A 6,481-nucleotide genomic window follows, 5' to 3' on the forward strand; every position below is an offset into this window, starting at 1 on the left:
CTCGTCGACATATTTCTTGCTGAGTTCGTCGGCGTTCTTGTCACCGGAGCTTTCGCCCTGGAACACCATCTGCGCGACCTTGTCGTCGGACACTTCGCGCGACGAGCAGATGCCGATGAATTCGACGCCGCGTTCGGTTTCGCGCGTGACGGTGGCGCCGCCGACCTTGGTAGCCTTGATCTGCTCGGCCCAGTCCGGCGGCAGTTGCGGCGCCAGCACCCGGCCCAGATCGCGAACGGTGACGTCGATCAGGCCCTTGGCGAATTCGCGCGTCGTGTTGCAGCCGCTGAAGCGGGCGCGCATGGCGTCGGCCTCGCGCTTGCGTTTGCCCAGCGTCGCGCTGCGTTCTGCCGCCGGCACCACGAAGATGACCTGCTGCAGCATGTACTCGGTGGCGCTCGGCTTGGATCCGCCTTTTTCGAGCATCTTCCTGACAATATCCTGTTCGCTGACGGCACCGGTACCGTCGCCGGAACGGTAGCGCGCGCTCAAGGCCTGGTTCCAGGCCATCTGGGCGCGGATGAATTCCTTGAAGTGGCCCTTGGTGACGCCCGACTTCTCCATGACGCCGTCGAGCTGGCTGAGCTGCATCTTGTTGCTTGACGCAAAGCGCTGATACGCCGCTTCGACCTGAGCGTCGCTGATGCGGATGCCAAGCCGCTTGGCCTCGGCCATGCGCAGCGTCTGGTCGATCATTTCCTGGCCGGCGTCACCCTTCTTGCGCTGCAGCTTCAGGAAGGCGGCGCGATGGGCGATGTCGCCGGTGGTGACCGGAATGTCGTTGACGACGTATTTGATCTCGCTGGCGAAAGCCGGTGGCGTCATCACGGTGATCGACACGCACGTCGCCGCCACAAGCAGCGCAAAACCTGCTGAAAAGAGGTATTTCCTCATCGTTGGCATCCCAATTCTATCCCGGCTCCGCCCAATTTTTATCTTTTCAGGTGCGCGAAATCCGTGCCAGCCCTATGCGGCGAAACGATGTCGCCGATTGTTACTGGATCGTGTCGACGCCACTGCTCGACGAGCCGAAATCGCCGAGGGTGCGGAACGACAGATTGAAGCCGATGGTCTGCGACACCTCCCTGGTGTTCAGGTCACGCGACTGCGAGTAGGTCATCAAATAGGTGAAGCAGGAATCATTGTAGGCGAAGCCGACGCCGTCCCTGACCAACAGGCTTTCCTGCAGGTCGTAGGTTCCGGTGCCGAAGACGCGCCAGTTCTCGGCGAGATGCGTCGATGCACCGAGCGTGACTTCGTGGCGGTCGGTCGTGAAACCGTAGAGCGGCTGGGCCTGGATGAAGGCGTATTTGGCGCTCAGCGACACCGGCAGGCCGGAATAGGCGGCCTTCACCTCGGCGCGGCGGATCTCAAAGCTCTGTTCGTCAAAACGGCCGCTGACCGAGGCCGCGAAGCCGTTGGGGCTGTTGATGCCGAACAGGCCGACATAGTCGGACTTGGTCGTGTCGAGACCTGAATAGGCGCCAACATTGACCAGATCCGGAGCCGCGAAGGAATTCTCGCCGCCGATCTGATAGGATTGGCCGAAAATGGCATTGGTGCCCCAGCCATTGTTGTACGAGCCGGAATAGCGGAAGCCGACATTGGCGCGCGAACCGCCTTCGACGCGGTCGTAGCCGGAGAACTTGTCGCGTTCGAACAAGGTGGTCGCGTCGAACACCATGCTTTGGGCGTCTTCGTTGGGAACGGCCAGACCGCCGACATACTGCTCGTTCGGGCGCATGAAGACCTGCGCCATCGGTTCGATCACATGGCTGGATCCGCTCGCCATGGAAAACAGCACCGGCCAACGCATCTCGAGGCCTGCGGTTGCCATGTAACGGGCAAATGACGAGCGCATATCGTCCTGCTCGCCCAAATTCGTTGCCATCTGGTTGATGGCGGCGAGCGAGGCCGACGATGCGTTCAGGTAGTCCACATCGCCCTGCAGTGCCAGCAACGGCGTCAGCACCAGCCCGCCATCGGTGACGAAGCTCCGCTTCCACTCGGCCTCGGCGGTGAGGCGGCCCGATTCGCCTTCGATGCCACGGACACGCTGCGTGCCTGAACCAGGTACGTAAGGGGTGAAGTAGGTCTGGTCGAGATCGTCGCGGCTGATAACCCGCGAGTTGACATTGAGCGACAGCTGGCCGCCAGCCACCGATACGTCGGGAATATAGGCGTAGTCGAGCGACGGCAGCACCCAGGGCTGCTGTCCGCTTCGCGCAGAGATGTTGTCGTTGGGTGTATCTTCCTGCACTTCGAAGTGCATGGCGCGCAGGTCGAAATAGTTGCGGCCGTTGAGACCTGTCAAATAGACCGACGACTGGTGGACGCTGCCATTGTACTTGTCGATGTTATAGGTGTTCGAGAAGTTCTTGTCGGTCTGCAGCAGCACATCCCAGCCGAAATTCCAGCGCGGATTGATGGCGAACTGGCCCTGCGTGCCCATCATGCCACGGAATTTGTTGGGATCGCCCGCTGCGCCCGAATCGACATTGTGGCCAGCGGTGCTGGGGAAGGCAGTCGTGTCGAGGAAGGCATCGGGATCCTGCTGATGGATTCCGGCGATCTTCAAACTGTACTGGCCATTGTTGAAGCGCTGGCGCCATTCGGCCTCACCGAGGAAGCCCTGCTTGGTGTAGCCGGAGCCGGTGACGGTCAGGTCGTAAGTCGGTGACAATGCGAAATAATAGGGAATTTTTACGCCGACACCGAGATCGCTCTTGTAGACGATGCTGGGGATCAGGAAGCCGCTCTTGCGCTTCACCGTCGGGTCGGCAATCTCGAATGCAGGCAGATAGGCGAGCGGGAAACCGAAGAACTCGAAATTCGCATTCTCGAAGCGAACCGTCTTCTTCTCGCCGTTCCAGATGATCTTCCTGGCCTTGACGCGCCAGGTCGGCGCTTTGTCGGGCTTGTCCTCGCACGGTTCGCAGGCGGTGTAGACGCCATTGTGGAACGTGGTCAGGACGCCGCCCATGCGCTCGGCGCTTTCGGCGGCGAAATAGGCCTTGTCGATGGTTTCGACACGCAATGCGTTGACGAAGCCGTCGGCGAAGTCATCGGTGATGTCGATATGTTCCGAATTGATCTTGGTGCCGTCGCTGTTGACGACTTCGACATTGCCGCTCGCAACCATCCGCTTGGTGTTGCGGTTGTATTCGACCCGCTGGGCGACAAGGCGATTGCCACCATAGTCGATCTGCACGCCACCGACGGCGGTCACCGTCTGATTTTCGTTGTTGTAGACCAGCGTATCGGCAGCGAGCAGCATCTGCGAGCCTGACGGAACCGATGTCGCCATGTCACCGACATCCTGCGCGAACGCCGGCATCGGGACGACGCATGCAAGCACGCACGCCAAGGCGGTCGCCGCATAGAGGCGCGCCAAACGGGCCTGCCTGTTGCTGGGCAAAAACGCCTCCCTCACTAGCCGTCTTCCTTGTATAGCAGGAAAGTCACCCCGAAGAACATAGCCACTACGACCGGCACCCATGCGGCTACGACAGTCGGCACGAATCCCGCCACGCCGAATGCCTTCACCAGCACCGAAACGACATAAAGCAGAAAGCCGGCGATGATGCCACCCAGAATCATCGTTGCCGACTGCCCCATCCTAGCAAATCGCATTGAAACCGTTGCCGCAATCAGCGTCATGGCGACGAGAAGGAACGGCAACGCCACCAGCGAATCAAACTGCATGGCAAAGGCATTTGCCTTGAGGCCGAAGGAGCGGGCAACCTCGATCTTTCCCGGCAGATCATAGAAAGGGATGGTTTCGGGGCGCGCCAGCCGCTCTTGCACGAATTCGGGCTTCAGATTGGTCGGCACGCGATCGGTTGTCGATGCCTGGATCGTGCCGTTCTGGAATGTCTTGACGTTCTGCAATTCCCAATAGCCGTCGCGAAGGAAGGCGCGCGCGGCGTCCTTGCGCTCGACGATGTTGCCTTGCGGGTCGAGAATGAAAAAGACGACATCGGCCATCTCCAGGCCCTGATTGAGGATGGCCCGCGCACCGATGATGGTGTCCCCCGAACTGGTTTTCTGCCGAATCCAGGGCGCGGCATCGGCTGAAACCGTGTTCGATTTGCCGGAACGCAGCTGGGTTTCGATCTGCTCGGACCAGGAGAATGCGTGCGCGGCGAGCGGATTGATGACGCCAACCGACAAGACGCCGAACAGCAAGGCTCCGATGCAGCATGGCAACAGGAACTGCCAGGCGGAAACGCCCGCGGAACGCGCGATGACCAGTTCGTAGCGCCGGTTGAGCGACACCAGCGTCGCCATCGCCGAGAACAGACCGACAAACGGCACCGTCTGCAGCATGATCATCGGCATTCGGAGCCCCGAAATGGCCACTGCCGTTCCGTAGGTGAAGCCGGGCAGGCCGGTGGTGCGGCCGGAGAGTTCGGTGAAATCGATCAGGAACACCAGCGCCAGGAGGCCGATGAAGAACCAGATGGTGATCGTCACATAGCGGAAGAAGAAATAGCGGCCCAGCGTCCAGCCCATCAGCTGACCCCTTGCCCTGAAGTGCCGCGTCTGGACAAACGCAGTTTGAGAGCGTTCCAGCTGTCACCGGTGCGCGTGGCGAAATTTGTCATCCAGTCGGCCCAGGCCACCGGCAGTTCCATGGTCCGGTTGGAGACGATGAACCAGATCGCCACCGCGGAAGCCACGATCGGCACGCCATAGACCATATAGGCATATTGCGGGATCTCATCGGCTTTGCTGGCGGCAAAAAAGCCCAGCCAACGCACGAACAGCGATATCCCGATGGCCGTGATCAGCGGATTGACGCGTGCCTCGCGGTGCGAGCGCGCGTCTCCGGCGACCGCCAGCGCGATGAGCGCGAAGACCATGGAATACGTCCATTCCGAAAACCGCTGGTTGACCTCGGCTTGATATTCTGAGGGGTTCTGCTGATAATTCTTGTCGTTGGCGCTCGGGTTGAGCAGGTACTGGGTCGTCTGGTCTTTCGGCAGGAGCGTCACCGCCGAAGCGGCCGCCATGAAGGCCGACATGTCGAAGGCATAGGAGGTGAAGCGTATGACGGAGAGATCGCCAGTCAGCGTTTTGCGATGGATGACGCCGTCATTCATCATCAGCACCTTTTCGCCGCCGCGTTCGACGATGCTGCCGGTCTTGGCGTAGTAGACGAGGTTGACGCCTTCTTCGCGCGAATCGGCGACGAAAATGCCGCCCAGCCGATTGTCGGGAAGCCGCTCGCCGATCTGCAGGAACAGCCCGTCCTCGATCTTGCGGAAGGTGCCTTCCTGGATGATCAGCGACAACAGATCCGCGCGTGACGACGCCACCAGGGCCCGGTTCTTCTGCCGGGCATAGGGATCGATGCCGTTGTCGACGGCAAAGGAGAAGACCGCGGCCGCCAGCGCCAAAAGCATGATCGGCCGCACGATGGTCCAGCGCGAGGCGCCCGCCGCGTTGACGACGGCGAGTTCGGAATCCGAATTCATGGCACTGAGCGTCTGCGCGACCGCCACCACCAGCGCAAAAGGGACGACGATCGGGATGATGGACGGAAGAATGAGGGCGGCGACCTCGAAGAAGGTCAGCGCCGACTGGCCGCTGTCGGTGACTAGGTCGATCTTTGCCAGCACCTGCGTCGTCCACACGATGGCCAGCGTCCAGACAAGCGCGGCCATGAAGACCACGAAAGCGCGGCGCATGATGTAGCGTTCAACGACCTTCATGAAGGCTTTTCTCGATTTTCTCGAACGGCATCATGCCACCGCACAAGGGTAGCTGTCCGGCAGCGCCTGCACAACTGGCTCCAACAGATGGTCGATCCGGTTCCCGTTCCAAGTCACCCGCCCCGGCGGGCCGGAGTGTCGGCTGGAATGGATAAGAAAGGGAGAACATCGATGGTTAACAACAGGTTGCGGCAAAAAGCGGGGCCGTGCCGCGAAGAATCACCATCGATTCCATCGGTGATATGGGGTGCGAATTTGGCAATGTCTTGCCAAATGCCGGAAAACGACCAAATGTCGCGCATCGTTTCGAACCACTTCCCCAAAAGCCGCGCATTCCCCGAAAGCAGGACATGATGAGCCAAAGACCGTCGATCGCATTCGCTAAATTTTCCGCACCCCAGACCGCGGCGAACAAGAAGGGCACAGCCTTCGTGCTGTTGGCGGATGAGGGTGGCCTGAGCGACGCCGCCAAGGCTTGCGATCCCGGCAAGACACTGGAGCGGGCCTTTCCGGTGGCCGAGTTCACCGGCAAGTTCGCCAGCGTGGTGGAGGTTCTGGCGCCGCAGGAAGCGTCGCTTGACAGGCTGGTGGCGATAGGCGCCGGCAAGGTGTCGGGGCTCGACGACTATGCGTGGCTGAAGCTTGGCGGCACCATTGCCGCGTCGCTGCGCAAGGCGACTGATGTGGCGGTGGTGCTCGATCTCGCCGGCGCGTCGCCAAGTGGCAAGGATGCGGCGAGCCTTGCAGCGGGAATTCTTCTGCGC

Annotated in this window: 5 protein-coding genes; 1 reads left to right on the forward strand and 4 read right to left on the reverse strand. The window is 60.9% G+C overall.

Annotated elements, in window-relative coordinates; genetic code table 11:
• From EN935_RS17540 to lptF, 4 genes are all read right to left on the reverse strand, one after another.
• Nucleotides 1-903 (reverse strand): peptidylprolyl isomerase (locus EN935_RS17540; protein WP_164771177.1); only part of this gene is annotated, 903 nt, incomplete at its 3' end.
• Nucleotides 904-994: 91 nt separating this feature from the next.
• A complete protein-coding gene (locus tag EN935_RS17545; RefSeq protein WP_164757831.1) occupies nt 995-3,433 on the reverse strand; it encodes an LPS-assembly protein LptD in 2,439 nt (812 codons plus the stop codon).
• The gene (gene lptG, locus EN935_RS17550; RefSeq protein WP_206438822.1) at nt 3,433-4,518 is read right to left on the reverse strand and encodes an LPS export ABC transporter permease LptG; all 1,086 of its coding nucleotides are present in this window, start codon (nt 4,516-4,518) and stop codon (nt 3,433-3,435) included. The genes EN935_RS17545 and lptG overlap by 1 nt, the downstream gene beginning before the upstream one ends.
• Nucleotides 4,515-5,717, reverse strand: a complete 1,203-nt coding sequence (gene lptF / locus EN935_RS17555) for an LPS export ABC transporter permease LptF (RefSeq protein WP_109662846.1) — start codon at nt 5,715-5,717, stop codon at nt 4,515-4,517. The genes lptG and lptF overlap by 4 nt, the downstream gene beginning before the upstream one ends.
• 353 nt (nt 5,718-6,070) lie before the next feature.
• Here lptF and EN935_RS17560 point away from each other — a divergent pair.
• A partial coding sequence (locus EN935_RS17560) for a M17 family peptidase N-terminal domain-containing protein (protein WP_281040342.1) occupies nt 6,071-6,481 on the forward strand: 411 nt, incomplete at its 3' end.

Source organism: Mesorhizobium sp. M7D.F.Ca.US.004.03.1.1, assembly GCF_003998635.1.
Lineage (GTDB): Bacteria > Pseudomonadota > Alphaproteobacteria > Rhizobiales > Rhizobiaceae > Mesorhizobium > Mesorhizobium loti.

Excerpts from the sequence above, each read along its gene's own strand:
- lptF (WP_109662846.1), bottom strand. The coding sequence starts at position 5,717 with ATGAAGGTCGTTGAACGCTACATCATGCGCCGCGCTTTCGTGGTCTTC.